Source organism: Streptomyces sp. NBC_01750, assembly GCF_035918095.1.
Lineage (GTDB): Bacteria > Actinomycetota > Actinomycetes > Streptomycetales > Streptomycetaceae > Streptomyces.
The window spans coordinates 6,346,410-6,369,306 of the sequence record NZ_CP109137.1 but is presented as its reverse complement, the minus strand read 5'-3'; the positions used below and the strand labels follow the sequence as shown (position 1 = coordinate 6,369,306).

The 22,897-nt window shown below is 69.6% G+C and carries 20 protein-coding genes; 5 read left to right on the top strand and 15 right to left on the bottom strand.

Annotated features, from left to right (window positions below):
- The first annotated feature begins 256 nt into the window (after nucleotides 1–256).
- Nucleotides 257–919 carry a bifunctional DNA primase/polymerase gene (locus tag OG966_RS29090; protein WP_326652879.1) on the top strand — a complete coding sequence of 221 codons (663 nt, stop codon included), beginning with the start codon at nucleotides 257–259 and terminating at the stop codon, nucleotides 917–919.
- Between the two features lie 154 nt (nucleotides 920–1,073).
- Here OG966_RS29090 and ftsY read toward each other — a convergent pair whose 3' ends face one another.
- Nucleotides 1,074–2,297, bottom strand: coding sequence for a signal recognition particle-docking protein FtsY (gene ftsY, locus OG966_RS29085; protein WP_326652878.1), 1,224 nt, complete (start codon nucleotides 2,295–2,297; stop codon nucleotides 1,074–1,076).
- A 186-nt stretch (nucleotides 2,298–2,483) separates the two neighbouring features.
- Between ftsY and OG966_RS29080 the strand changes: the two genes are divergently transcribed.
- Nucleotides 2,484–3,929 carry a cytosine permease gene (locus OG966_RS29080; protein WP_326652877.1) on the top strand — a complete coding sequence of 482 codons (1,446 nt, stop codon included), beginning with the start codon at nucleotides 2,484–2,486 and terminating at the stop codon, nucleotides 3,927–3,929.
- A 122-nt stretch (nucleotides 3,930–4,051) separates the two neighbouring features.
- Nucleotides 4,052–5,023, top strand: a complete 972-nt coding sequence (locus OG966_RS29075; RefSeq protein ID WP_326652876.1) for an LLM class flavin-dependent oxidoreductase — start codon at nucleotides 4,052–4,054, stop codon at nucleotides 5,021–5,023.
- Between the two features lie 122 nt (nucleotides 5,024–5,145).
- Here OG966_RS29075 and OG966_RS29070 read toward each other — a convergent pair whose 3' ends face one another.
- The 4 genes from OG966_RS29070 to OG966_RS29055 all read right to left on the bottom strand — a co-directional run bounded on the left by OG966_RS29070 (nucleotide 5,146) and on the right by OG966_RS29055 (nucleotide 11,467).
- Nucleotides 5,146–6,567, bottom strand: a complete 1,422-nt coding sequence (locus tag OG966_RS29070; protein WP_326652875.1) for a sugar porter family MFS transporter — start codon at nucleotides 6,565–6,567, stop codon at nucleotides 5,146–5,148.
- A gap of 197 nt (nucleotides 6,568–6,764) precedes the next feature.
- A complete protein-coding gene (gene smc, locus OG966_RS29065; protein WP_326652874.1) occupies nucleotides 6,765–10,319 on the bottom strand; it encodes a chromosome segregation protein SMC in 3,555 nt (1,184 codons plus the stop codon).
- 260 nt (nucleotides 10,320–10,579) lie between these two features.
- Complete coding sequence (locus OG966_RS29060) at nucleotides 10,580–10,798, bottom strand: hypothetical protein (protein WP_326652873.1); 219 nt, start codon at nucleotides 10,796–10,798, stop codon at nucleotides 10,580–10,582.
- 387 nt (nucleotides 10,799–11,185) lie between these two features.
- Nucleotides 11,186–11,467 carry an acylphosphatase gene (locus tag OG966_RS29055; RefSeq protein ID WP_326652872.1) on the bottom strand — a complete coding sequence of 94 codons (282 nt, stop codon included), beginning with the start codon at nucleotides 11,465–11,467 and terminating at the stop codon, nucleotides 11,186–11,188.
- 140 nt (nucleotides 11,468–11,607) lie between these two features.
- Here OG966_RS29055 and OG966_RS29050 point away from each other — a divergent pair, with 140 nt between their 5' ends.
- Complete coding sequence (locus OG966_RS29050; RefSeq protein WP_326652871.1) at nucleotides 11,608–12,519, top strand: CAP domain-containing protein; 912 nt, start codon at nucleotides 11,608–11,610, stop codon at nucleotides 12,517–12,519.
- Nucleotides 12,520–12,578: 59 nt separating this feature from the next.
- Here OG966_RS29050 and OG966_RS29045 read toward each other — a convergent pair whose 3' ends face one another.
- On the bottom strand, nucleotides 12,579–13,169 hold the full coding sequence (locus OG966_RS29045) for a flavodoxin family protein (protein WP_326652870.1): 591 nt from the start codon (nucleotides 13,167–13,169) through the stop codon (nucleotides 12,579–12,581).
- Between the two features lie 111 nt (nucleotides 13,170–13,280).
- Here OG966_RS29045 and OG966_RS29040 point away from each other — a divergent pair, with 111 nt between their 5' ends.
- Nucleotides 13,281–13,697: a winged helix-turn-helix transcriptional regulator gene (locus tag OG966_RS29040; RefSeq protein WP_326652869.1), complete on the top strand. Its 417-nt coding sequence runs from the start codon at nucleotides 13,281–13,283 to the stop codon at nucleotides 13,695–13,697.
- Here OG966_RS29040 and mutM read toward each other — a convergent pair.
- From mutM to OG966_RS28995, 9 genes are all read right to left on the bottom strand, one after another.
- Nucleotides 13,670–14,530: a bifunctional DNA-formamidopyrimidine glycosylase/DNA-(apurinic or apyrimidinic site) lyase gene (gene mutM / locus OG966_RS29035; protein WP_326652868.1), complete on the bottom strand. Its 861-nt coding sequence runs from the start codon at nucleotides 14,528–14,530 to the stop codon at nucleotides 13,670–13,672. The genes OG966_RS29040 and mutM overlap by 28 nt on opposite strands.
- Before the next feature lie 123 nt (nucleotides 14,531–14,653).
- Nucleotides 14,654–15,526, bottom strand: coding sequence for a ribonuclease III (rnc, locus tag OG966_RS29030; RefSeq protein WP_326652866.1), 873 nt, complete (start codon nucleotides 15,524–15,526; stop codon nucleotides 14,654–14,656).
- A gap of 19 nt (nucleotides 15,527–15,545) precedes the next feature.
- The gene (gene rpmF / locus OG966_RS29025) at nucleotides 15,546–15,719 is read right to left on the bottom strand and encodes a 50S ribosomal protein L32 (RefSeq protein ID WP_026165248.1); all 174 of its coding nucleotides are present in this window, start codon (nucleotides 15,717–15,719) and stop codon (nucleotides 15,546–15,548) included.
- Nucleotides 15,720–15,721: 2 nt separating this feature from the next.
- Nucleotides 15,722–16,354: a YceD family protein gene (locus OG966_RS29020; protein WP_326655412.1), complete on the bottom strand. Its 633-nt coding sequence runs from the start codon at nucleotides 16,352–16,354 to the stop codon at nucleotides 15,722–15,724.
- Nucleotides 16,355–16,502: 148 nt separating this feature from the next.
- Nucleotides 16,503–17,609, bottom strand: coding sequence for an ATP synthase F0 subunit B (locus OG966_RS29015; RefSeq protein ID WP_326652863.1), 1,107 nt, complete (start codon nucleotides 17,607–17,609; stop codon nucleotides 16,503–16,505).
- Between the two features lie 145 nt (nucleotides 17,610–17,754).
- Nucleotides 17,755–18,246 (bottom strand): pantetheine-phosphate adenylyltransferase, encoded by a 492-nt coding sequence (gene coaD, locus OG966_RS29010; protein WP_326655411.1) that lies wholly within the window; start codon nucleotides 18,244–18,246, stop codon nucleotides 17,755–17,757.
- A 26-nt stretch (nucleotides 18,247–18,272) separates the two neighbouring features.
- Nucleotides 18,273–18,857, bottom strand: coding sequence for a 16S rRNA (guanine(966)-N(2))-methyltransferase RsmD (gene rsmD / locus OG966_RS29005; protein WP_326652862.1), 585 nt, complete (start codon nucleotides 18,855–18,857; stop codon nucleotides 18,273–18,275).
- A gap of 48 nt (nucleotides 18,858–18,905) precedes the next feature.
- Nucleotides 18,906–21,092, bottom strand: a complete 2,187-nt coding sequence (recG, locus tag OG966_RS29000; RefSeq protein WP_326652861.1) for an ATP-dependent DNA helicase RecG — start codon at nucleotides 21,090–21,092, stop codon at nucleotides 18,906–18,908.
- Between the two features lie 61 nt (nucleotides 21,093–21,153).
- Nucleotides 21,154–22,737 carry a DAK2 domain-containing protein gene (locus tag OG966_RS28995; protein ID WP_326652860.1) on the bottom strand — a complete coding sequence of 528 codons (1,584 nt, stop codon included), beginning with the start codon at nucleotides 22,735–22,737 and terminating at the stop codon, nucleotides 21,154–21,156.
- Nucleotides 22,738–22,897: the final 160 nt, after the last annotated feature.

The window sequence follows — 22,897 nt, the reverse complement described above, 5'->3', positions numbered from 1 at the left end:
TCACCCCTCCAGCGAGGGCGATTCCAGAAACGCCACCATTCGCCACCCCTTCGAATGAACTCGCTTACTGCCGGGCGCGATTCACTTGACATACGACGATCAGGAGGCAGCGGAGCGGTGCACGCACAGGCGCGCGACACGGCCCGCACCACCCCTCGCGCAACCGCACGCCGCCGGAGCTTCACCGACTGCGACGCAGTGTTACGGGGAGACTTCAGGTCGTAACCACCGGCGATGACGACCCGTTGGAGGGGGCATGGGCTTCACGATCGGCGGCAGCCGGGGGACCAGGGAGATCAGGCCCGGCTCACGTCGCCGCGGCCGCACGACCGAGTGCACCGTGGTGGCCGAGTACACGGGGCTGTGGGGCTGGGCGGTGGTCCCCGGCGCGCGAGCCGCGTCCGGCCGGTGCTCCTGCGACGCCCCGGACTGTACGTCCCCGGGCGCCCACCCCCTCGGCTTCGCCGACGAGGTCCCCGCCGGCGCCACCCTGGACGAGGTCACCGAGGCGTGGGCGGAAGTGCCGGGCGCGTCCCTGCTGCTGCCCGTCGGCCGCACCTTCGACATCCTCGACGTCGCCGCCCCGGCCGGCCGCCGCGCACTGCTGCGCCTGGAGCGGATGGGGCTCCCGCTCGGCCCGGTCTCGGCGACGCCGGACGGCCGCTGCCAGTTCTTCGTCGCCACCGGCGCGGCGGCCGAGCTGCCGGAGCTGCTCTACCGGATGGGCTGGGACGACGCGGACCTGGACCTGCACTGCCTGGGCCCGGGCGACCACATCACGGCTCCGCCGTCCGACCAGGCGGGCCTGGGGCCCGTGAGCTGGCTCCGCCACCCGTCCCTGGACACGGCGGCGGCACCGCCGGAGGCGCGCCTGCTGCTGGGCACGCTGGCGTACGTCTGCCACCGCACCTTTCCCTGACGCGGGGTCCCCGAATCCCTTACTCCCCCCACGCCCAGCGGGCGTGGGGGGAGTGCCCTGTCGCCGGACGGCCCGAATCGCAGGCACGCCGGCGTTCGAGGCGCGGGGTCCGGGGCGGAGCACCGGCTGAGGGAAGGGACCCACCCGGCGACAGCTACTCGCCGATCAGCGCGTCGACGAACGCCTCCGGCTCGAACGGCGCCAGATCGTCCGGCCCCTCGCCCAGGCCCACCAGCTTCACCGGTACGCCCAGTTCGCGCTGGACCGCGATGACGATGCCGCCCTTGGCCGTACCGTCCAGCTTGGTCAGCACGATGCCGGTGATGTCCACGACCTCCGCGAACACCCGCGCCTGCACCAGTCCGTTCTGACCGGTCGTGGCGTCCAGGACCAGCAGGATCTCGTCCAGCGGGCCGTGCTTCTCGACCACGCGCTTGACCTTGCCGAGCTCGTCCATCAGGCCCGTCTTGGTGTGCAGCCGGCCCGCCGTGTCGATGAGTACGACGTCAGCGCCCTCGGCGATGCCCTCCTTGACCGCGTCGAACGCGATCGAGGCCGGGTCACCGCCCTCGGGGCCGCGCACCGTGCGCGCGCCGACCCGTTCGCCCCAGGTCTGGAGCTGGTCCGCGGCCGCCGCACGGAACGTGTCCGCCGCGCCGAGCACCACGGAGCGGCCGTCCGCGACCAGGACCCGCGCGAGCTTGCCGGTCGTCGTGGTCTTTCCGGTGCCGTTGACGCCGACGACCATGACGACGCCCGGGGTGTCCAGACCGCTCTCGGTCTTCACCGCGCGGTCGAAGTCGGTGCCGAGGAGGTGCAGCAGCTCCTCGCGCAGCAGGGAGCGCAGCTCCTGGGGGGTCCGCGTGCCGAGCACCCGTACGCGCTCGCGCAGCCGCTCGACCAGCTCCTGGGTCGGCGCGACGCCGACATCCGCGGTGAGCAGGGTGTCCTCGATCTCCTCCCAGGTCTCCTCGTCGAGGTTGTCGCGCGACAGGAGCGTGAGCAGCCCCTTGCCGAGGGAGTTCTGGGAGCGGGCGAGGCGGGCGCGCAGGCGGACCAGCCGGCCTGCGGTCGGTTCGGGGATCTCGATCTCGGGGACGGGGGGCGCCGCGACGACCGGATCCTCGACGGCGGCCGGGGTACCGACCGCCTCGGCGGTGTCGGGGAGGTCGACCTCCTCGATCGTGCGGCGCGGTTCCTCGACCGTCGGTGCGGCGTCCTCGCCGACCTGAGGCTCGGCGGGCGGGGCAGTGATGGTCGGCGTACTCGGCGGTGCCGAGGGCGGCAGCTGCTTCTTCTTGCGGCTGCTGACCACGAGCCCGCTGATCGCGCCGACCGCGACCAGGGCGATGACTACAGCAAGGATGACGATTTCCATAACCCACCCAGTATCGACCACGACCGCTCACGCAGAACTGCCTCGGAGGATCACACAAGGGCAAGGGACTCCATTTGGACCTTTTGGGGGTACGTACGATGCTGGTGGTTCTGGCTTTACCCAGCCGACCCTCCTCCCGGAGACCCGGAAACCCCGGAGCCCGCCACTCCCGTACGGAGCTTTTTCATGCCGCACGCCTCCGAATCCGAAGGCGCGATGGAGACCCGTGGCCTCGAACCCGTCCCCGACGACGAGCGCACCGGCCACGTCCGCGAACTCTTCCCCACCTGGGTCGCGGCCAACATCAGCGTGCTGTTGCTCACGATGGGCGCGGGGATGATCGTCTTCAACGGCCTGAACTTCTGGCAGGTGCTGGTCGTCGCGACCGCGGCGCCCGTCCTCTCGTACGGAATCGTGGGCCTGATCTCCATCGCGGGCAAGCGCGGCGGCTCCCCCGGCATGGCCCTGTCCCGGGCGGTCTTCGGCCAGCGCGGAAACCTCTTTCCCGGCTCGCTCATCTGGGTCGCCCGCTGGGGCTGGGAGACGATCAACGCGGTCACCGGCGCCTACGCCGTACTGACCGTGCTGGATCTGCTCTTCGGCATCAAGCGCAACATCGCGCTGGTCGTCGTCACTCTGCTGCTCTTCGTCGCCTGCACCTTCCTCGTCTCAGGCCTCGGCATCAACGCCCTGCGTGTCTGCAGTACATGGTCCACGTATCTCTTCGGCGCGTTCAGCGTCCTGGTGCTGGTCCACCTGATCGCCAACACCCAATGGTCCGCGGTCTTCGACAAGCCGGCCGGGTCGACGGCGATGATGGTCGCGGGCATCGGGACCATCGCGGCGGGTGGTATCAGCTGGGTCCCCTCGGGCCCCGACTTCACCCGCTATCTCCCCCGCACCGCCTCCGGCAGGGCGATGGTCGGCTCAACGGTGGGCGGAGCCGGGATCGTCGTGCTGCCGATGGTGCTGATGGGCGCGGTGATGGCGGTCTCCACACCGGACCTGGCCGGCACGAGCGACCCGGTCGCGTTCATCGGCGAGATCCTGCCGCTGTGGATCGCCGTTCCGTATCTGATGATCGCGCTGATCGGCATGCTGCTGATCAACTCCATGTCGATGTACTCCGCCGGCTTCACCGCGCAGACCCTGGGCATCAAGGTCCCGCGTGCCTGGGCGGTCAGCATCAACGCCGTCATCAGCCTGGTCTTCGGCTTCCTGCTGATGGTCGTGGCAACCAGCTTCATCGGTTCGTTCGTCTCCTTCCTGACGCTGCTGGCCGTGGCGTTCTCGGCGTGGATCGGCGTCTTCGGCGTGGACATGCTGCGCCGGAGCACGTACGACGGCGAGGCGCTGATGGACACCACGCGCACCAGCGCCTACTGGTACCGGGGTGGCTTCGCCTGGCAGGCGATGGTGTCGTGGGCCGTAGCGCTGCTGACCGGCCTGCTGTTCACCAGGGTCGACTGGTTCGCCGGTCCGCTCGCCTCGTCATGGATCGGGAAGAACGGGCTGGGCTGGGCGGCCACGATCGTCGTCGCGGCGGTGCTGTACGCGGTGCTGCCGCGGACGAGGGAGCAGGTTCGGGCCACGCCGGCCGCGGAACCGAAGCCCGCACCCCTGTCCATCTGACACTCAGTCAGCTAACGTCCCTCTGCGCTGCCCGTTCAGCCCCGCCCACCTGCATTCCGGCCGGGGGTCCGGGGGTTGTCACCCGGGAAGACACAGGACACCCGGCGGAGGGGACCGTTCCCATGGCCTTCACAGTGGCCCGCTTCAATCTCGTCGATCCCGACGCGACGCCCGAAACTCTCGCGGCCCGCTATCGGGCCGCGCTCGAGATGGCCGCATACGCCGACGACCGCGGCATCGACAGCATCCAGACCGAGGAGCACCACGGCGCCGCCAACAACTGGCTGCCCTCCCCCTTCGTCTTCGCCGGCTCGGTCCTCGGCTCCACACGCCGTATCGCGGTCACCGTCTCCGCGATCATCGGCCCGCTCTACGACCCGCTTCGGCTGGCCGAGGACATCGCCGTACTCGATCTGATCGGCGGGGGCCGGCTGGTGACGGTCGCCGGCATCGGCTACCGGCCCGCGGAGTACGAGCAGTTGGGCGTCGAGTGGAGCCGGCGCGGCAAGCTCCAGGACGAGCTCCTCGAGACGCTGCTGAAGGCATGGACCGGCGAGCCCTTCGAGTACCGCGGCCGCACGGTCCGGGTCACTCCGCGCCCGTACACACAGCCGCATCCGCTGCTGCTGGTGGGCGGCTCCTCACAGGCCGCGGCCCGTCGCGCCGCCCGGTTCGGACTGCCCTTCTTCCCGAGCGCGCATCTGCCTGAGCTGGAGGCGTACTACCACGAGCGGCGCACGGAGTACGGGACGGAGGGCTGGACGATGATGCCGGCGGCGAAGACCCAGCTGCTGCACATTGCGCAGGACCCGGACCGCACCTGGGCCGAGTACGGCGAGCATTTCCTGCACGAGGCCCGGATGTACGCCTCCTGGCAGTCCAAGGACATCCGTTCGGCGGTGCGGTCGCGGGCCACCACGGTCGAAGAGCTGCGGCGCGAGGGTGTGTACCGGATCGTCACGCCGGACGAGTGCGCGAAGACCGGCGGGGAGAGTCTGGTGCTGCATCCGCTGTGCGGCGGGATGCCGCTGGACGAGGGCTGGCGCAGCCTGCACCTCTTCGCGGAGAGCGTCCTCCCTCGGCTCAAGGGCTGAGCCGAGGGCCGTCACCGCCCGTCAACCGTGACCTCGAGGCCGTCCGGCGCGGCGAATCGGTACTGCCCCGGCTCATGTGATGAGCCGGGGCAGTTCCGTGGTGAGGAGCGGGGCAGCGGGGATTAGCCCATCTCCTCCAACGCCTTGCCCTTGGTCTCCTTGACGAACAGAAGTACGAAGGGGATCGAGAGCGCGGCGAAGAATGTGTAGATGATGTATGTGCCGGAGAGGTTCCAGTCCGCCAGGCTCGGGAAGCTCACGGTGATGACCCAGTTGGCGATCCACTGCGCGGAGGCGGCGACGCCGAGCGCGGCGGCACGGATTCTGTTCGGGAACATCTCGCCGAGGAGGACCCAGACCACGACGCCCCAGGAGAGGGCGAAGAAGAGCACGAAGACATGCGCGGAGACCAGGGCCACGGCGCCCTGGGTGCTGGGCAGCTTGCCGTCGACGAGGTCGGCGGAGAAGGCCCAGGCCTCGAAGGCCAGGGCGATCGCCATGCCGGCCGAGCCGACGAGGGCGAGCGGACGCCGGCCGACCCGGTCGACCAGGATCATCGCGATCACGGTGCCGATGATGTTGATGATCGACGTGGTGAACGAGTAGAAGAACGAGCTGGCCGGGTCGATACCGACCGACTGCCACAGCGCCGCGGAGTAGTAGAAGACGACGTTGATGCCGACGAACTGCTGGAAGAGGGAGAGTCCGATGCCCACCCAGACGATGGGCAGGAAGTTGAAGCGGCCGCCCAGCAGGTCCTTGAAGGTCGACTTGTGCTCGCGGCGCATCGCGAGTTCGATCTCGGCGACGCGGGCGTCCAGGTCGATCTTGTGGCCCTCGACCTCGCCGAGGACCTCCTTCGCCTTGTCGATCTTTCCGACGGAGATCAGGAAGCGGGGCGACTCGGGGATCGCGAAGGAGAGCAGTCCGTAGAGCACCGCCGGGACGACCATGACGCCGAGCATCCACTGCCAGGCCTCGATACCGAGCATCTCGCCGCGCTGCTTGCCGTCGGCGAGCTGCAGGATGGCGTAGTTCACCAGCTGGGAGATGGCGATGCCGATGACGATCGCGGCCTGCTGGAAGGAGCCGAGCCGGCCGCGGTAGGCGGCCGGTGACACCTCGGCGATATAGGCCGGGCCGATGACCGAGGCCATGCCGATGGCGAAGCCGCCGATGATGCGCCAGAAGGCAAGGTCCCAAAGGGCGAACGGGAGAGCGGAGCCGATGGCACTGACGGTGAAGAGCACGGCCGCGATCTGCATACAGCGGATACGGCCGATACGGTCGGCGATCCGGCCGGCGGTCGCGGCGCCGACGGCGCAGCCGATCAGTGCGATGGCGATGACCTGGGCGAGCGTTCCCGAGCCGATGTCGTAGCGGTCCCGGATGGCTTCGACGGCGCCGTTGATCACCGAGCTGTCGTAGCCGAAGAGGAAGCCGCCCATCGCGGCGGCGGCCGTGATGAAGACGACATGCCCGATATGTTCGGGGTGGGCCTGCCGGCCTCGCGATGCCGGCGGTGGCTGCTCAGTGCTGGTCACGTGTACTCCTGGGTCCGGCAGCGTCGCCGGGCGTGGGGGGCGAGCCCTTCAAGTGGCGCACAACTTCCCGCCGCTCACCACTTGAAGGTAAAAGCAACGCTGCAGAGACTATTCGTTCATGTTTCGAAGTCAATACTTCTTGCTTAGCAACCCCGAGCAGCAATGTGAGGGAGTTGTGTTCAAGAGTTGAAGAGTCGTCAGCGAAGGCGCTGGCTGATGACCTTGGAGACGCCGTCGCCCTGCATGGAGACGCCGTACAGCGCGTCCGCGACCTCCATCGTCCGCTTCTGGTGCGTGATCACGATCAGCTGCGAGGACTCCTGGAGCTCCTGCATGATCCGAATCAGGCGCTGAAGGTTGGTGTCGTCGAGCGCCGCCTCGACCTCGTCCATCACATAGAACGGACTCGGCCGGGCCTTGAAGATCGACACCAGCAGCGCGACGGCCGTCAGTGACCGCTCACCGCCCGACAGCAGCGACAGCCGCTTGACCTTCTTGCCAGGGGGTCTGGCCTCGACGTCCACGCCCGTGGTGAGCATGTTGTCGGGATCGGTCAGGATCAACCGGCCCTCTCCGCCGGGAAAGAGCCGCGAGAAGACACCCTCGAACTCGCGGGCGGTGTCCCGGTACGCCTCCGTGAAGACCTGCTCGACGCGCTCGTCGACCTCCTTGATCACCTGCAACAGGTCGGCCCTGGTCTTCTTCAGGTCTTCAAGCTGCTCGGAGAGGAACTTGTGCCGCTCCTCCAGCGCCGAGAACTCCTCCAGGGCGAGCGGATTCACCTTTCCGAGTTGCTGGTACGCCCGTTCGGCGGACTTGAGACGCTTCTCCTGCTCTCCGCGTACGAACGGTCTCGGCTGGTTGCGCGGGTGCTCCGGGTCATCAGGCAGTTCCTCTCCCTCGGCGGGCAGGGACGGCGGCACCAGCTGGTCGGGGCCGTACTCGGCGAGCAGCCCGGCCGGTTCCACACCCAGTTCCTCCAGGGCCTTTGTCTCCAGCTGCTCGATCCGCAGCCGCTTCTCGGCCCCGAGTACCTCGCCTCGGTGAACTGAATCAGTGAGTTTGTCGAGTTCGCCCTTGAGGTCGCGTCCCTGATTGCGGGCGGCGCTCAGATCCTGCTCGCGCTCGGCCTTGGCCGCCTCGGCGGCGACCCGCTCCGCCTCGGCCCGCACCAGCGACACCTCGACATGCGCGAGGAGCTGGCGGGCCCCGCTCGCCACCGCGGCGGCGACCTCCGCCTCGTGCCGCAGCCGGGCGCGCCGCTGTTCGGCGCGTGCCCGTGCCTCGCGCTCGGCGCGCGCTCCCCGGTCCAGCGAGTCGGCACGCCCCGCGAGCCCCTTCACGCGCTCCTCGTGCGTACGGACCTGGAGGCGGGCCTCCATCTCGGTCTGGCGTGCGTTGGCGCCGTCGGCGGCGAGCCGGTCCCGAACATGGGTATCCGGCTCCTCCTCCGCCGGCGCCTCCTCGGCGACGAGCAGCCGCTCGGCCAGCTCCTCGGCCTCCTCTCGCGCCCGCTCCAGCGCCTCCTGGGCCCTGGCGGCGGCCGCGGTCGTCCGCTCGGCCTCGCCCGCAGCACCACGCGCCTGTCCGGACAGCCGCCCCAGCTGCCCGGACACCGCGGACTTCTCACGGTCGGCGGCCCTGCGGCGCTCTCCCAGTTCCTCGACGAGGCCCGCACATTCACTGCGTCGTCCAACGGCCTGCTGCTGAGCCGCCGACAGCTCCTCGCACCGTACGGCCAGTTCCTCCAGCTCGGCCGCGGCCTCGTCGACGGAGGCCTGCACCTCGAGCAGACTCGGGGCCCCGGCGGAACCGCCCTGCGCGAAGTGCGCGCCGAGGACGTCTCCTTCCGCGGTCACGGCGGTGAGCTCGGGCCGCGAGTAGACCAGGTCCTCGGCATCCTCCAGCGTCCCGACCACGACCATGCCGTGCAGCAGCCGGCGCACGGCTGGCATCAGTTCCATGGGCCCCCGCACCAGGTCGGCGGCGTACGGAGGACCGTCGGAGCGCTGCGTCTGCTGTACGGAATCGGGCGCGCCGCCTAGCAGTATGGCGGCGCGCCCGGCGTCGGTCTTACGCAGCAGCCGCAGAGCCTCGGCGGCGGTCGCGGGGTTGGACACGGCGATGGCGTCCGCAGCCGCGCCGAGCGCCGCTGCGACCGGAACCTCGAAGCCCGGGGTCACGCCGAGCAGTTCCGCGGCCGGCCCGAGCAGCCCCGCGAGGCGGTCCTTCGCGTCGAGCAGCGCCCCCGTGCCGTCCTTGCGGCGCAGCCCCAGGGCGAGCGCCTCCCGGCGGGCGGCGACGGCGGCGCGCTTGCGCTCAGCGCCGGTGAGCTCCTCACGCGCCGCGCTCAGCGCCGCCTCAGCATCGGCCAGCTCACGCTTGGCCGCGTCGTGCCGCTCCCCCAGCTCGGCATCGCCGGCGTCAAGACCGTCGACCTCGGCCTTGAGCTGCTCGTACTCCTCCTGAGCCGCCACGGCCCGCTCCTGGGCCTCGTCGCGCGCCGCGGCCAGCCGGTCGATCTCGGCCTGGGCGGAGGCCGCCCGCGAACGGGCCGCGTTGACCTGGCCGTTGAGCCGGGCCAGCCCCTCGCGCCGGTCGGCGATCGCCCGCGCGACGTCCTTGAGCCGGCGCTCCTCGACCGTCAGCTCCCGCTCCAGCTCGGCGCGGTGCGCGACGGTGTCCTCCAGCGCGTGCTCCGCCGCCTCCAGCGCGGCCTCCAGCTCCGCCTCCTGCTCACGGATCCGGGCGGCCTCGCGCTCCATGTCCTCGGGGTCGCGGCCGCGCCGCTCCTCCGCCGGGGCCGCGGTCGCGCTCTTCACCCGTGCGTCGGCCAGTGAGATCGTGCCCCGCACCCGCTCGGCCAGCTGGGAGAGTTCGTACCAGCTCTGCTGGGCCCGCTGCAGCCGCGGCGCCAGCCGCCGTACCTCGTCCTCGAGTTCCGCCTCACGCGTCAGCGCGGCCCTGAGCTCCGCCTCGGCACTGTCCTTGCGTTCCTTGAGCGCGGCCTCGTCGGCGATCTCGCCGCGCAGCGCCTCACGGAGCCGTACGAGATCGTCCGCAAGCAGCCGCAGCCGGGCATCGCGCAGATCGGCCTGGATGACGGCGGCCCGCCTGGCCACCGCGGCCTGCCGTCCCAGCGGCTTGAGCTGGCGGCGCAGTTCGTCGGTCAGATCCTGTACGCGGGCGAGGTTGGCCTGCATCGAGTCCAGCTTCCGCAGCGCCTTCTCCTTGCGCTTGCGGTGCTTGAGCACACCGGCGGCCTCCTCGATGAAGGCCCGTCGCCCCATCGGATCCGCATGCAGTACGGAGTCGAGCTGTCCCTGTCCGACGATGACGTGCATCTCGCGGCCGATGCCGGAGTCGGAGAGGAGTTCCTGGATATCGAGAAGCCGGCACGTGTCGCCATTCAGCTGGTATTCACTGCCGCCGTTGCGGAACATGATCCGCGTGATGGTGACTTCGGCGTAGTCGATGGGGAGCGCGCCGTCGGAGTTGTCGATGGTGAGGGAGACCTCGGCGCGGCCGAGCGGAGGCCGCCCGGTCGTGCCGGCGAAGATGACGTCCTCCATCTTGCCGCCGCGCAGCGACTTGGCCCCCTGCTCTCCCATGACCCAGGACAGCGCGTCCACCACATTGGACTTGCCGGAGCCGTTGGGGCCCACGACGCAGGTGATGCCCGGCTCGAAGCGCAGCGTCGTGGCGGAGGCGAAGGATTTGAACCCGCGCAGGGTCATGGCCTTGAGGTGCACGCCGCCGGACTCTACCTTTCGCTTCGCTCGGACCGCCGGAGCTGGTCGACTCCGGCCTGCCACGTGGGATTTTTCGACCGCGGGTGGGGGGTGTCCCCCCGGGAAGACAGAGCGCTCCCGGTTTCACCTATGAAGGTGCAGGGCACATCAGACGGTAAGGGAAGGACTCTAAGGGGCGAGGCAGGGCGGGAAAAGAAAGAAGGGACGCCGAAGCGTCCCTTGCATATCTTGCGCGATGAACTCCAGCAGAAAGCCCCTGCTCAGGTGAGCGCGGGCTCCGGCTGGTGCACGTCGATGTCGATGCCGTTGAGCAGCGACTCTTCAGGGTGCTGAGCAACGGCAGCGTTGAGCGCGTCATTCTCGGACTGGATCCGTACAAGCTCGGATTCGAGGTCCTGGACGCGCTGCTGCAGCCGTCGCATCTCGGCGAGGAGTCGCGGGTCGGAACCGCCGACGTAACCGAGAAGCGCCTTTGCCATGATGGATGGTCCTCCACACTGAGTGACCGACCGAATGCGGTGTGGGTCGTGAGGGATTCGCACCCGCGGTGCTCGACAGTGATTGTTACTTGCTATCGCTGCGGTTTGTACTGCCAAACAGCTAAGGTGCGCGGGGCTTCCAGAGTCTCACCAAAAAGTTTGACGGTCAACACGATCACGCCCCGTATCAACGGGCAAACCCGGGGCTCACGGCCGCGAATGAAGCGGCGGAGCCACTCTGCGGGGCCCTGGGGGCGTAGAGATCATCCTTACTGCCGCAGCCTGGCACGACAAGCCGTTCTTGGCAACCACCAGGCCATTTCCACCCCGGGCAGGTGCCGTCGGCATACGCGGCGATCTTCGCGGTGATGAATTACGGGGTGATCGTCACCTGATCGCGAAGTCCTCGTATCCACCGCGGGGCGTGTCCCAGATCTCGGTGACTCCGTCGACCTGGCCGGGTGTGTCGTCGGAGCGAAGCCATTCCAGCAAACGGTGGCAATTATCACGTGGCCCCTCTGCCACAACCTGCACCCTGCCATCGTCAAGATTGAGCGCGAAGCCCGTGAGGCCGCCGATCTCCAATGCATTTGCCCTGGTGAACCAGCGGAAGCCCACTCCCTGTACCCGGCCGCGTACCCAGGCGGTGAGCCGCGCAACATCGTTCATGGGTGCACCGTAACTGGACAATACATTTCGGATCACTTCACCCCCTCGCCACATGGGCTACAGTCCCCTCGCAATGAGCCTCACTCGTATGGGTGAGTCATGTTGACGATTGACTGTCGAGTACCAGGAAGGCACAGCAGATGGGACGCCATCGACGCTCCGCCGACGCACCCGTCGCAAATGACTATGCGGACGGTTCGGCAGGCCGGCACCGGGGTGGTGCACGCCGGAAGAAGCGGGGCCTTGTCCCCGTACGCACCGGGCTGCTCGGCGCCTCCGCAGCCATGGCCGTAGGGGCCGTGGCCGTCACGACCGGCCTGCTCCCGGGCGGCGACAAGTTCAACGTCGGCCACGGCAACGACTCCGCCAAGCAGGTACGCACCGAGGACTCCGCGAAGCTCCAGACACAGGGCGACGCGAGCGCGGAACCGACGCACGGGGCCTCGGCCCCCGTGCGCCAGGGCGCCCAGCGCCCGCAGGCGCCGTCGAAGGCTCCCTCGCCGAAGACTCCCCCGCCCGCGCCGGCCAAGCCGGCGGCGACGCCTTCGAAGAAGGCGAAGGTCCCTGAGGCGCGCAAGGAGTCGAAGAGCGACGCCCCGGCCCGCAAGGCGACGCGTGCGCCCAGCCGGCCGGCCGCGCCGGCCAAGCCCGCCGTGCCCGCCGTGCCCTCGGACGCGAAGGCCGCCGAGGCCGAGGTGCTCAGCCTGGTCAACGCAGAGCGCGCGAAGGTGGGGTGCAGCCCCGTGCAGGCCAGCGAATCACTTGCGGCGCTGGCCGGGGACTTCAGCGACGACATGGCCACGCGTGGCTTCTTCGGTCACACCGACCCTGACGGGGCGACGCCCTGGGACCGTGCCGCGCAGGTGGGCGTGCAGGGGCTCGGCGGCGAGAACATCGCTCGCGGTCAGGCCGACCCGGCCGCTGTGATGACCTCCTGGATGAACAGCGACGGTCACCGCGCGAACATCCTGAACTGCGACTACAAGACGATGGGCGTCGGTGTGCACCTGGGCGCCGGCGGCCCCTGGTGGACGCAGGACTTCGGCTTCTAGCCGGTCGTACGTACGCGAGAAGGCCCCCGTCACCTCGGTGACGGGGGCCTTCCTCATGGTCAGGCGGCGACGGCCGCCCGGCCCGCGATGAAGGTGCGGGCGGTCTCCGCCACCCGGCGGCCGAGGTGCTCCGCGGTCGCGATGTCGGCCTTGTGCACACCCTCCGGGCCCTCGTCGGAGTTGGTCTGGGCGGCGGCGCCGGAGAAGAAGCCCAGACGGTTGAGGTCGTGCTCGGAGCCCTCGGTGGAGTTCCAGCCGGGCTTGAGCCCGAGGTTCACCCAGTGCATACCGTGCTGGGCGGCGAGCGTCGCGAAGAACTGCAGGGTGTGCAGCTTGTCGCCGCTCTTGGAGCCGGAGTTGGAGAAGCCGGCCGCCAGCTTGTCCTTCCAGGCGTCGGTGAACCAGCGCCGGGAGGTGTCCTCCGCGAACCGGTGGAAGGCACCGGACGCGGTCCCCATATAGGTGGGCGACCCGAAGACGATGGCGTCGGAGCCGTCGAGCAGCTCCCACTGGGCCTCGTCGATCTCGTCGACCTTGATCAGGTGAACAGTGGCGCCGGCGGCGGCCGCTCCTTCGCGGACGGCCGCCGCGATGACGGCGGTGTGGCCGTACCCGGAGTGGTAGGCGATCGAGACAACAGGCGTGGTCACGGTAAGGGACTCCTCGAAAGCGGGGTGCTCGTCGGTGGTGCCACCAGAGAAGCACTAACTTCTGGTTAGCGCAACCCATGAGTTAGCGCTGCATCGGAGTATGGTGGCGAAATGGAGACCAGTGCGCAGGAAGAGAGGACCGGAGTCTGTCCGGACGGCGACCTCGCCTTTGACGTGTTTTCCCGCCTGTGCCCGTCGCGCGACACCCTCGAGGACGTCACCGGCCGCTGGGGCGGCCTCACGCTGGGAGCGCTCCACGAAGGCACCTTCCGCTTCAACGAGCTGCGGCGGCGGATCGACGGCGTGAGCGAGAAGATGCTGTCCCAGACCCTGCAAGCGCTGGAGCGCGACGGGCTCGTACGACGGGACGCGCAGCCGACCAATCCGCCACGGGTCGACTACGAACTCACCCCGCTGGGACGCCAGATCGCGGAGCGGCTGCTCACACTCATCCGCTTCGTGGAGGGGCGGATGCCCGAGGTCCTGGCGGCGCGCGAGACTTACGACGAGGTGCGCGGCGGCCGCTGACAGCGCGGGCAGAAGTAGCTGGACCGGTTCATCCAGGGGCGGCGGCGTATCGGCGTGCCACAGCGACGGCACGGCTCGCCCTCGCGCCCGTAGGCGTCCAACGACCGGTCGAAATAGCCTGATTCACCGTTCACGTTCACATACAGGCTGTCAAAGCTGGTGCCCCCGACGGCGAGGGCGGCGACCATCACCCCCCGTACATGGCCGAGGAGTTCGACCGAGCGCGGGCGTGTGAGGGTCGCGGTGGGGCGCTCGTAGTGGAGCTTCGCTCGCCAGAGTGCCTCGTCCGCGTAGATGTTGCCGACACCGCTGATCAGGGACTGGTCGAGCAGCGCGCGCTTGACGGTGGTACGGCGCAGACGCAGCGCGGTGTGGAAAGCCGCGTCGTCGAAGGCCGGGTCGATCGGATCGCGTGCGATGTGCGCGATGACGTCGGGCAGTCCCTCAGGGGTGTTGTCGTGCAACGAAAGCCCGCCGAAGGTGCGCTGGTCGACAAAGCGCAGCTCGGTGCCGAGGGTGTCGGCGAAGCGGATGCGGATGCGGAGATGCTTCTCGTCCGGCGCGGTTTCCGGCTGTACGAGGAGCTGGCCGCTCATGCCGAGGTGACCGAGGATCGAGGCGTCCGTGTCCGCCAGCGGCAGCCAGAGGTACTTACCGCGGCGGCGGGCCACGCCGACGCTGTGCCCCTTGAGCCGGGCCGCGAAGTCCTCGCCGCCGGCGATATGCCGGCGGACCGCACGCGGGTGCAGCACCTGCACCTCGGCGATGGTGCGCCCGCTGACCCAGCGCTGGAGTCCGCGACGTACGACTTCGACCTCGGGCAGCTCGGGCACGGGGCTCCTTCAGAACTTTCGCGGTGACGCCCGCAGCGTACCGCTCCGCCCACCGCCGAAATCCGTGAGGCCCCTCGCTCCCTGGGAGCGAGGGGCCTCACGGCGGAAAGCGGAAGCGTGGACTCAGGCCGAGGCCCGGTCCGCGGACTCCGTGGACGAAGAGGTGTCGGCGGCCTCTTCGCCTGCCACCTCGGTCGCCGCATCAGCCGCGCCCTCAGCGGAGGCCGCCACCTCGGCGGCGGCCTTCTCGGCAGCCACGCGCTCGTCCGCGGCGGCACTGATCTCCCGCCACGCGGACTCCGCCGCCTGCTGCTCCGCTTCCTTCTTGCTGCGGCCGGTGCCGGTGCCGTACGAGACACCACCGACGCGGGCGGCAGCAGTGAAGGTCTTCTCGTGGTCCGGGCCGGTCTCGGTGACGAGATACTCCGGGACTCCGAGCCCCTCGGCAGCGGTGAGCTCCTGGAGACTGGTCTTCCAGTCCAGGCCGGCGCCGAGGTTCGAGGACTTCTCGATCAGCGGGTCGAAGAGCCGGTGCACCAGCTCCGAGGCCGCGTCGAGGCCCTGGTCGAGATAGACAGCGCCGATCACCGCTTCAAGGGTGTCGGCGAGGATGGACGCCTTGTCCCTGCCGCCCGTGCCTTCTTCACCCCGGCCGAGCCGGATGAAGAGGCCGAGTTCGAGGCCACGGCCGACCTCCGCCAGCGCACGCGAATTGACCACCGCGGCCCGCAACTTGGCCAGCTGGCCTTCGGGCAGGTCGGGGTGGGTGCGGTACAGCGTGTCGGTGACCACCAGGCCGAGCACCGAATCCCCGAGGAATTCGAGCCGCTCGTTGGTGGGCAGACCGCCGTTCTCGTACGCGTACGAACGGTGGGTCAGCGCACGCACCAGAAGGGCGGACTCGAGGTGGTACCCGAGCCGCCCTTCCAGAAGCGTGTGGGACGAGGCTGCGTTGACGTTGTCTGCCTGCTTCTTGGCGTTGGACAACTCAGACATCGTGCCTCTCACCAGCCGCTCAGACCTCGAGGACCTGGCGCTTGTTGTAGGTGCCGCAGCTCGGGCACGCGATGTGCTGCTGCTTCGGCTCCTGGCAACGCTCACACGAAACCAAGGTGGGGACCGCAGCCTTCCACTGCGACCGGCGGTGGCGCGTGTTGCTGCGCGACATCTTCCGCTTCGGAACAGCCACGGCTACTTCTCCTGCTTCTCGTCGACGCCCGCTTCGGCGCCGCCCATGTTGTCCTTCTCGCCGTCCTTGACGGTTTCGACGAGTCCCTGCAACGCCGCCCAACGATTGTCGACGGCGTCATGATGATGGCCCGGGTTCTCGTCCAGCCTGATCCCGCATTCGGGACACAGGCCGGCACAGGTCTCCCGGCACACCGGCTGCATCGGCAGTGCGAGCACCACCGCATCACGCAGCACGGACTCGAGGTCGAACAGGCCGTCCTCGAGAAAGAGCCTGTCCTCGTCCTCGGCGTCGTCGACGGGTTCCGCGATGCGGCCCCGGTCGTCGGCGTCGGGGTACGTGAACAGCTCCTGGAAGTCCGTCGCAACCTCTTGGTGCAACGGCTCCAGACACCTTACGCACTCCCCCTCGACCGGTGCACGGGAGGTGCCTGTGACAAGCACACCCTCCATGACCGACTCGAGGCGGAGATCGAGCTCGATCGGTGCGCCCAAGGGCACGCCGATGACCCCTTCGATACCGAAGTCCTTGGGGGTCGCGACCGTGCGGGTCAGCCGCTGAAGCGCACCAGGACGCCGCCCCAGCTCGCGTGTGTCGAACACGAGGGGGTTGCGGTGGTCAAGATGCGCGTTCAGGGCTCTTCCTGCTTTCGGATCGTGGGGAGGGGCTGTCCCGATTCGGAGTGGAAGCGGACAGCCGGGATCGCGAAGCTACGCGCGACCGAAGAGCCAGGATACTGGACAGGCCGCCGTAGACCCAATCCGGTCGTCGGCGGCCTGAAACTCAGCGGCCCTGCTCGTACCGGCGCAGCTGCTCGAGGTCGATCATGCTCGTGTCGAAGAGGCTGGTCTCGTCGAGAGCGGCCCCCTGCTGCTGCGCCTGCTGGGGCTGTTGCTGGGGCTGGACCTGCTGCTGATAGGCGTACGGGTCCTGCTGTGCGTACTGCTGCTGGTCGTAGCTCTGCTGCTGGTACGCGGCGTACGGATCCTGCTGATAGGCCGCGTACGCCTCCTGCGGCTGCTGCGGCTGGTAGGCGTACGGGTCCTGCTGAGCCGGGATCTGGGGCTGCGGCTCGGCCTGCGGCTGGTACAGGGGCTGCGGCTCGGCCTGCGGCTGGTACAGGGGCTGGGGCTGGACCTGTTGCGGGACATGCGGCTGCGGCTCGGCCAGCTCCGCGAGACCGGCCAGATAGTCGGTGTCGCTGGCGTGCTGCTGCGTGCCCGCCGCGTCCTGGGCGGCCATGTGCTCGCCGAGCGCGTCACTGGTGGTCCGGCCGTGCAGCTTCTGCCGGCCGCGGCCGACCGCGTCGAGGGTCTTGGAGAGCACGGCCTCGAAGGCGCCGAGCTTGGCGTCGACGTACTCGTCCGCGCGCTGGATCAGGGTCTGCGGGTCCGCGCTGTACTCGGGGGCGTCCTCGTCGGCGTACCCCTGCTCGTCCAGCCCCGGTCCACGGCCGAGCAGCTTCTCGCGGCCGCGGTCGACGGACCCGATGGTCTTGGTGAGGACGACCTCGAAGTTGGCGAGCTTGGAGTCGACGTAGTCGTCGGCCTCGGCGCGGATCTCCTCGGCGTCACGGCGGGCCTCGGCGAGGATCCGGTCGGCCTCGTCCTGGGACTGGCGGGCGACCTGGGTGTCCGAGATCAGCGAGCCGCGTTCGGCGTGGGCGGTCTCGATGATCCGCTCCGCCTCCTGGCGGGCCTGCTCGACCAGCTGCTCACGGCCGCCGATCAGCTCCTGGGCCTGGGCCAGCGAGCCCGGCAGGGCCTGGCGGACCTCTTCGAGCATGGCGAGCAGGTCAGCGCGGTTGACCACGCAGGAGGCCGACATGGGCATGGACCGGGCGTTGCCGACCGCCTCGACGATCTCGTCGAGCTTCTTCTGGACGTCCACCGTGTGTTCGCCACTCTCTACAGCTGATGGGAGACGGACGTGGACGACTGTACGGGCAGTCGGTACCCGTACGACACCGGGTGACGGGCTGTCAGCTCGCCACCCGGTTCGTCACTCGGCGCGTCACCGAGTCGTCACCGATTCCTCACTGAGTTCGTGACCTCTCGGCGAGGCGCTTGGTGAGCGCCTGGTGCACCACCGGAGGCAGCAGGTGGGAGACGTCGCCGCCCCAGGCGGCGACCTCCTTGACCAGACTGGAGGAGAGGAAGCTGTAGGTGGGGTTGGTCGGGACGAACAACGTCTCCACACCCGAGAGGCCATTGTTCATCTGGGCCATCTGCAGCTCGTAGTCGAAGTCGCTGACGGCGCGCAGACCCTTGACGATGGCCGGGATGTCGCGCTGCTTGCAGAAGTCGACGAGGAGGCCGTGGTGGGACTCCACCTCGACGTTTCCGTACTCGCTGGTCACCTGGCGGATCATCTCGATCCGCTCCTCGACCGTGAACAGTCCCTGCTTGGACTGATTGATCATCACCGCGACGTATACGACGTCGTACAGCTTGGAGGCGCGGGCAATGATGTCGAGGTGTCCATTGGTGATGGGGTCGAATGACCCCGGACAGACTGCGCGGCGCAACTGAAGTCCCTCGCTCTCCGGTCCGATCATCGTGCGTCTTCGCACGTAGAGGCGGCGCGACCGTACCAAAGCGTGCCTTCGCCGTAACGACGGGCCCGCAGTGGCTCGAAACCCTGCGGCCAAACGAACTCGCCGCCCCTGGTGCTCCGCTCCACGGTGACGAGCGCATCGTCCGCGAGCCAGCCCTGAGTGCGGAGTGTGAGCAGAATCTCGCGAAGATCGTCGTCGGTGACGGCGTACGGAGGGTCGAGGAAAACCACGTCATAGGGGACTTCGGGGGCAAGCCCCGTCACGATTTGTTCCGCTTTGCCGGTACGGACCTCGGCCCCGGGCAGTCCGAGGGCGCGGACGTTCTCGCGGACGGTGCGGACCGCGCGGGAATCGGCCTCGACGAGGAGTGCGTGGGACGCGCCGCGGGAGAGCGCCTCCAGGCCGACGGCGCCCGAGCCGGCGTACAGATCGGCGACGCGGATGCCACTGAGCGTGCCGAGGAGCGACTCCCAGCTGGAGAAGAGCCCCTCACGAGCGCGGTCGGAGGTGGGGCGGGTGCCGTTGCCGGGCGGGACGGCGAGGCGGCGTCCGCCGGCCGCGCCGGCGATCACGCGGGTCATCTCAGTCCTTCTGGTGAGCTCGATGAGGGATCTCTTCCCGCCAGTCTCTCAGCCCTTGTCGAGGTACTGCTCGCGCTCCGTGTCGAGCAGTACGTCCAGGGCCGTACGCAGCTCGGGCAGCCGCTCCAGCTCCGGGTCCTCGCTGACGATCGCGACGGCCTCCTCGCGGGCAGCGGCGATCACCTCCTCGTCCTCGATGACCGTGAGCATCCGCAGCGAGGAGCGCACGCCGGACTGTGCCTGGCCGAGCACATCGCCCTCGCGGCGCTGTTCGAGGTCGATACGGGAGAGCTCGAAGCCGTCGAGCGTGGCGGCGACCGCAGCCAGCCGGGACCGGGCGGGACTCGCCTCGGGCATCTCGCTGACCAGCAGACAGAGTCCGGGGGCCGAGCCACGGCCCACCCGGCCGCGCAGCTGGTGCAGCTGGGAGACACCGAACCGGTCCGCGTCCATGATCACCATGGCGGTGGCGTTGGGGACGTTGACACCGACCTCGATGACGGTGGTGGCGACCAGGACGTCCACATCACCCGCGGCGAAGCGGCGCATGACGTCGTCCTTGTCGTCGGGCTGCATCCGGCCGTGCAGCACTTCGACGCGCAGACCGCTCAAGGGGCCCTTGGCGAGCTGTTCGGCGATCTCGATCACGGCCAGAGGCGGGCGCTTCTCGGCGTCGTCCTCGGCGGACTTCTTCTTCGGCTCGTCCTCGCCGTCGCCGATACGGGGACAGACGACATACGCCTGATGTCCGTTCTCCACCTCCTCGCGCACGCGCTCCCACGCGCGCGCGAGGAAATGCGGTTTGTCCTGGGCGGGGACCACATGGGTGGCGATCGGCGACCGGCCGGCCGGCAGCTGGTCCAGAACGGAGGTCTCCAGATCGCCGAAGACGGTCATCGCGACCGTACGGGGAATGGGTGTGGCGGTCATGACCAGCAGATGCGGCGGCTGTTTGCCCTTCGAGCGCAGGGCGTCACGCTGTTCCACGCCGAAGCGGTGCTGCTCGTCGACGACGACCAGCCCCAGATCGTGGAACTGCACCTTGTCCTCGATCAGCGCGTGCGTACCGATGACGATCCCGGCCTCGCCCGTCACCAGATCGAGCAGCGCCTGCCGGCGCGCGGCCGCCCCCATGGAGCCGGTCAGCAGCACCACTTTGGTGGCGTGCTCGGCGCCGCCGAGCATCCCGCCCTCAGCGAGCTCGCCCATCATCTCGGTGACCGAGCGGTGGTGCTGCTGGGCGAGGACCTCGGTGGGCGCGAGCATCGCGGACTGGCCGCCCGCGTCGACGACGGTGAGCATCGCCCGCAGCGCGACGATGGTCTTGCCCGAACCGACCTCGCCCTGGAGCAGGCGGTGCATGGGGTGCTCGGTCGCCAGGTCGTCGAAGATCTCCTTGGTGACCTTCTGCTGGCCTTCTGTGAAGGTGAAGGGCAGCTTCCCGTCGAAGGCGTCGAGCAGAGCGCCCGGCCTGGGTTTCCGTGCCACCGCGGGCAGTTGGGTGTCGGCGTGCCGCCGCCGGGCGAGCGCCACCTGAAGGACGAATGCCTCGTCCCATTTGAGCCGGTCCCTGGCCTCGGCGATGTCCGCCTTCGTCCGCGGCCGGTGGATCTTGCGCAGGGCATCGGGGAGCGCGGCGAATCCACGGCCTTCACGCAGCGAGGGCGGCAGCGGGTCGGCGGCCTCCGCGGCGCGCGGCAGGACCGCGTCCACCGCCTTGGCGATCTTCCAGGACTCCAGCTGCTTGCAGGCCGGATAGATCGGGATCAGCTGGTTCGCGAAGGCGTCCACCGCGTCCTCGGCACTGGCGGCGGCGCCCAGCGGCTCGTACGCGGGATGGGCGAGCTGAAGCTTGCGGTTGAACATCGACACCTTGCCGGCGAACATCGCGCGGCTGCCCGGCAGCAGGTCCTTGTGCGGCTTGTGAACGCCCTTGCCGAAGAAGACCAGCTGCAGCCGACCGCTGCCGTCGGTGATGGTGACTTCGAGCCGTCGGCCGCGGCCCTGGTTGAACGTGAGCACTCGGGCGTCCGCGACCTGGGCGACGACCGTGACGTGCTCGTCCAGAGGCAGCTCGGAGAGGGGCGTGAGCTCGCCCCGCTCGGCGTAGCGCCGCGGGTAGTGGTGGAGCAGATCACCGACGGTGTGCAGGTCGAGGTGCTCGGCCATCACCTTCGCGGTGGCGGCACCGAGCGTCTTCTTCAGGGGTTCGTCGAGCGCGGACACGCGGTCCATTGCACACCAAACCACTGACAGCCGTCGGACACCTGTGGATAACCCCTGGTCACAGCCGTGGCTACTCCACACCGATCAACAGTGGCGCCGACTGGCGACCGCCGCGGTAGACCACCGTGTCGACCGCCAGGTGACCGTCCCGTACGTACGTCTCCAGCCGGTCCGCCATGGCCTCCGGTACGTCCTCGCCCAGCACCAGCGTCACCATCTCGCCGCCCGCCGCCAGCATGCGGTCCAGCACCGTCTCCGCCGTGACCGCCAGGTCCGTGCCGATCACCGCCACGTCGCCGTCGACCAGACCCAGCACGTCGCCGGCCTGGCAGACGCCGGCCGTCGTCCACGACTGCCGTTCCGCGACGGCCAGTTCGGCGTAGCGGGTCGCGCCCGCCGCCGCGGTCATCGCGACCACGTCCTCGTCGAAGCGCCGGTCCGGCTCGTGGACGGCGAGCGCCGCGATGCCCTGGACCGCGGCACGGGTCGGGATGAGAGCGACCCGCACGCCTTCCGTACGGGCCTGCTCGGCGGCCGCGGCAGCCGTGTGCCGCAGCTCCGCGGAGTTCGGCAGCAGGACCACCTCGCGCGCATGGGCGCGCCGGATCGCCTCGACCAGCTCGCCGCTGGCCAGGGGTTCACCGGGGCGGGCGAGAACCGTGGTCGCTCCGGCCTCGGAGCACAGGCCCGCCAGTCCCTCCCCGGGAACGACCACGACGACGGCCCGCTGCACCTGTTCACGCAGCACCGCCGCCGCGGTGTCGAAGTGGGTGATACGGATCCGGTACGGCCGCCCCGCCTCGACGCCCGCCTCCACCGCCGCGCCCGCGTCGTCGACGTGCACATGGACGTTCCACAGGCCGTCGCCGCCGACGACGACGAGCGAGTCGCCGAGCCTGTCGAGCCGGGCCCGCAGCCGGGCCACGGCCGCGTCGTCCGCCTCCAGCAGATAGATGACCTCGAAGGCCGGGCCCCCGGCAGCACACGGCTCCCCTGTCCCGGCCGCCGGCTCCGGCCGCACATGCGCCAGCGCCGGGAGCACCGGGGCCTCGCCCGACACGGCCTCGACCAGCGCCCCGAGCACGGCGAGCAGCCCCCGTCCGCCCGCGTCGACAACGCCAGCCCGCCCCAGTACCTCGAGCTGGTCCGGCGTACGGTCCAGCGCGGCCAGCGCCCCCGCGTACGCCGCGCGCACGGCATCGTCCGGGGCGGCCTCCGCCGCGTCCGCCGCCGCCCCGGCCACGCTCAGGATCGTGCCCTCGACCGGATGCGCGACCGCCGCACGCGCCAGCACGGCCGCCCGCCGCAGCGCGGCCGCCGGATGGTCACCTTCACCGATCCGCTCGGCCATGCCCCGCAGCAGCTGCGCCAGGATCGTCCCCGAGTTCCCGCGTGCCCCGATCAGCGCACCGTGGGCCATCGCCCGCAGCACATCGGCCGACGCGGGCAGGGAGGACTTGGTCTCGTGAGCGGCGAAGACGGCCTCCACGGCCTGGGCCGCGGACTCCACGGTCAGGTACAGATTGGTGCCGGTGTCCCCGTCCGCGACCGGGTAGACATTGATCGCGTCGATCTCCTCGCGCTCCCGGCCCAGGGCCTCCAGCGCCAGTGAGCACCAGGCGCGCACCGCTGCGGCTTCGAGGGTCTGCGGCACCTGGTGATCCTCCTTGAGCGGCCGGAGTGGGCCGTGGGCTGCGGGTTGAACCGCAGGGTAGACCCCGGTCGGGGCCAAGGGCCGGGGCGGGGGCGGGAGAAGCCATGGTAGTTTCGTATCTCGGACGCAGTCGTTGTATGCTGCTCCGGTTGCCCGATGA

What these genes read in the sequence shown, in the direction of transcription:
- recG (WP_326652861.1), bottom strand. Translation starts at nt 21,092, where the DNA reads ATGGACCGCGTGTCCGCGCTCGACGAACCCCTGAAGAAGACGCTCGGT.
- OG966_RS29090 (WP_326652879.1), top strand. Translation starts at nt 257, where the DNA reads ATGGGCTTCACGATCGGCGGCAGCCGGGGGACCAGGGAGATCAGGCCC.
- OG966_RS29040 (WP_326652869.1), top strand. Translation starts at nt 13,281, where the DNA reads ATGGAGACCAGTGCGCAGGAAGAGAGGACCGGAGTCTGTCCGGACGGC.
- OG966_RS29080 (WP_326652877.1), top strand. Translation starts at nt 2,484, where the DNA reads ATGCCGCACGCCTCCGAATCCGAAGGCGCGATGGAGACCCGTGGCCTC.
- OG966_RS29055 (WP_326652872.1), bottom strand. Translation starts at nt 11,467, where the DNA reads ATGAACGATGTTGCGCGGCTCACCGCCTGGGTACGCGGCCGGGTACAG.
- OG966_RS29075 (WP_326652876.1), top strand. Translation starts at nt 4,052, where the DNA reads ATGGCCTTCACAGTGGCCCGCTTCAATCTCGTCGATCCCGACGCGACG.
- ftsY (WP_326652878.1), bottom strand. Translation starts at nt 2,297, where the DNA reads ATGGAAATCGTCATCCTTGCTGTAGTCATCGCCCTGGTCGCGGTCGGC.
- OG966_RS29050 (WP_326652871.1), top strand. Translation starts at nt 11,608, where the DNA reads ATGGGACGCCATCGACGCTCCGCCGACGCACCCGTCGCAAATGACTAT.
- OG966_RS29060 (WP_326652873.1), bottom strand. Translation starts at nt 10,798, where the DNA reads ATGGCAAAGGCGCTTCTCGGTTACGTCGGCGGTTCCGACCCGCGACTC.
- rnc (WP_326652866.1), bottom strand. Translation starts at nt 15,526, where the DNA reads ATGTCTGAGTTGTCCAACGCCAAGAAGCAGGCAGACAACGTCAACGCA.
- rsmD (WP_326652862.1), bottom strand. Translation starts at nt 18,857, where the DNA reads ATGACCCGCGTGATCGCCGGCGCGGCCGGCGGACGCCGCCTCGCCGTC.